Origin of the sequence: Stappia sp. P2PMeth1 (assembly GCF_900185735.1) — a bacterium.
Lineage (GTDB): Bacteria > Pseudomonadota > Alphaproteobacteria > Rhizobiales > Stappiaceae > Stappia.
Genome location: NZ_FYAW01000053.1, coordinates 1 through 3,049 on the forward strand (window position 1 = coordinate 1; position 3,049 = coordinate 3,049).

The 3,049-nt window shown below is 66.3% G+C and carries 1 protein-coding gene and 1 pseudogene; both read right to left on the bottom strand.

All coding sequences use genetic code 11. From position 1 onward, the window contains the following. Nucleotides 1–152: 152 nt before the first annotated feature. A complete protein-coding gene (locus tag P2PM1_RS25300) occupies nt 153–2,588 on the bottom strand; it encodes a methyl-accepting chemotaxis protein (RefSeq protein ID WP_208985405.1) in 2,436 nt (811 codons plus the stop codon). A gap of 198 nt (nt 2,589–2,786) precedes the next feature. Next, nucleotides 2,787–3,049, bottom strand: a pseudogene (locus P2PM1_RS23750) (methyl-accepting chemotaxis protein); the annotation flags it as partial.

The following is a 3,049-nucleotide window of genomic DNA, read 5'->3' on the forward strand; positions in this document are numbered from 1 at the left end:
AAACCTCATCACCGTCATGGCCAAGCGCGCCGTCGCAAAACTCAAAACCTGAAACCCCGAAACCCTCAAACAGACCCACATCCCAAACAAAACACCCCGCCGGAAAAAAACCGGCGGGGTGCTCGTGTTGAAGGCGTCAATGTTCGGTTGGATCAGGCCGCAGCGACATCGCTGAGGAACCTGTCGATCTGACCGCGCAACTGGCGGGTCTTCTCGCCGACATCGCCGGAGGCGACCAGCACCATGTCGGCCGAGGCATTGGTCTCGGCGACCGCATTGGCCAACTCGCCCATGTTGCTGGTGACCGACGTCGTGCCTTCGGCCGCGTTCTGGACGTTGCGCGAGATCTCGTTGGTCGCCGCGCCCTGCTGCTCGACGGCCGCGGCGATGGCGGAGGTGTAGCTGTCGACCTCCTGCATCGTCTGGGTGATCGCGGCGATCGCTTCCACGGCCTCCTTGGTCTCGCCCTGGATCGCGGCGATCTGGGCACCGATCTCCTCGGTCGCCTTGGAGGTCTGGTTGGCGAGCTCCTTGACCTCGGCGGCGACGACGGCGAAGCCCTTGCCGGCCTCACCCGCCCGCGCCGCCTCGATGGTGGCGTTGAGGGCGAGCAGGTTGGTCTGTTCGGCGATCGCCTGGATCAGGGTCACCACCTCGCCGATCTTGTTGGCGGCGGCGGCAAGGCCGGCGACCTTCTCGTTGGTCTGACGGGTGCCGTGGGTCGCCTGGTTGACGACTTCGGTGGTCTGGCCGACCTGCCGGGCGATCTCGGCGATCGACGCGGCGAGTTCCTCGGCCGCCGTCGCGACGCTTTCCACGTTCTGGGTGGCCGCGCCGCTGGCCCGGGTGGTTTCTTCGGCGCGCCCGGCGCTTTCGCTGGCGATGCGGGTGAGATCGCGGGCCGTCGCCTCCATCCCGGCGGCGGTGTCGCCGACCGAGCTCAGCAATTCCTGAACCTGGGCGCGGAAGGAACCGATCAGCTCGTCGACGCGGGCCTGCCGGGCGGCAGCGGCCTGCTGCTCGCGCTCCTGCTCTTCCCGCATGCGGGCACGCTCGCGAGCATTGTCGCGGAACACCTCGACCGTCCGGCTCATGGCGCCGATTTCGTCGCCGCGCTCCGTGCCGTCGATCTCGACATCGGTATCGCCCTCGGCAAGGCGCCCCATGACCGCGGTCAGGCGGCGCGTCGGGCGGGTGATGGCGAGCGACAGAACGATGGCGACGGCGACGCCGAGGCCGACGACACTGGCCAGGGTCACCACGATGGTCCAGAAGCTGGCAGCGCCTGAATTGGCGGCCCGATCAGCCTGCTCGCTGGCGAGCGAGGTGATCTGGCGGCGCATGTCGGCAGTGACGCTGGCAAGTTCTCCCGAGGAGGTGCGAACCGCGCCAAGGCTGTTGAGCATATTCTCGAAGGAGTTGCGGTAGCTGTCGATCTCGGCCTGTGCGAGCTGCACCTTTTCGGCCACTTCCGGGAACTGGCTGGCCGATGCGGCAAGCGTGCCGGCGACGAAGCTCAGTTCGGAAATGTCGCGCAGCACGCTGTCGGCCTCGATGGTGCCGAAGCCGGACATGAAGCCGAGGGTCGTCGCCTTGACGTTCAGCGCCTGCTTGGACAGGTCGCTGGCATTGGCGGAGACCAGATCGACCTTGATCAAGGCGATGTCGCGGGCCTGGACTTCCTGCTGGACGGCGTCGATCGCCTTGTAGGCGGAGGTCTGGACGTCTTTCGCAGCGAGGACGATGTCCTCCAGCGTCTTGTTGATCTGTGCCCGCAGCCGGTGAACGTCGGCGAAGGACGTGGTCCCGGCAAGCAGGGTGAACTGCTCCTGCAGTTCGGTGGCGCGGCCCGCCAGCAGCTCGACGCTGGCCTGGTCGACGCCGTCGACGCGGGCGTTGGTCAGGGCGCGGGCATTGTCGCCAAGCTTTCCGGCTTCCGCGATCGCTTCTTCCAGCAGGCCCGACGTCGTCGAGGTGGTGGAGCGCAGGAACAGGTACTGGGTGCGCAGCGCTTCCTCGCGCAGCGCCACGACGAAGCGGATGATGTCATCCGCCTTCCGCCGGGTTGCTGCGGCGCGCAGGCTTTCGCGCTTGGCATCGCGCCGGACGATCTGCATGTCGCCGTTGATCTGATTGGACAGATCACCGAGGCGGGCGATGGACGCCGCCAGTTCACCGGACAGCTCCTGCTGGCGGCCGATCTCCGAGCCGACATCGGCGAAGTTGCTGCGCATCACGGAAACGGATTGGATCGCCGCGTCAACCGCACGGCCGGCGGCCGCATCGCCTGCGACGGAGGCGCGCAGCGCTTCCAACTGGCGGGCCAGAGCGCCGACCTCGGCCTCCATCTTCGTAGCGTCTTCCGTCTGGCGGCTCTGGAGGAACGTCTCCCGCGCCGCCGAAACTTCCTGCAGGCTGGCGACAACGCCAGTTGCGATTCGTGACGTGTCCATCTGCTGCGTCAGGCCGCCGATGGCCATCGTGCCGACACCGCCGAGTACGGCTGCAAGAAGCAGCACGATTGCAAAGCCACCACCGATCTTGGCGGCAAATCCGAGATTGCCAATCAGGCCCAACAGCCGGGACATCAATAATCCTCCACACCCGTTCGTTGTGGAACCCTAGGCAGCCGTCCGTGAATCTTCGGTAAAATCATGGGGAATTTTTTCCAGAAAACAACCTAAGCGATTCCAGAGGCTTGAACAGAAGCGGCGCGCCCGGTCGGGGCGCGCCGCACATCATCGGATATAATCGTCGGCAGGTCCGGCGGAGATCTGACAAACGACTCAGGCAGCGGCCACGCGGCTGAGGAACCTGTCGATTTCCTGCCTGAGGGCGTCGGTGTTGCGGCTCATGGCGCCTGAGGCGTCGAGGACGTTGTCGGCGGCTGAGGAGGTGCTGTCGACGGTATTGGCGAGCAACTCCATGTTGCGGGTGACGGCGCCGGTGCCCTCGGCCGCCTGCTGGACCGAGCGGGAGATGTCGCTGGTTGCGGCGCCCTGCTGCTCGACGGCGGAGGCGATCGATGCGGTGTAGCCGTTGACGTCCT

Coding starts and splice junctions, on each gene's coding strand:
- P2PM1_RS25300 (WP_208985405.1), bottom strand. CDS start 2,588: ATGTCCCGGCTGTTGGGCCTGATTGGCAATCTCGGATTTGCCGCCAAG.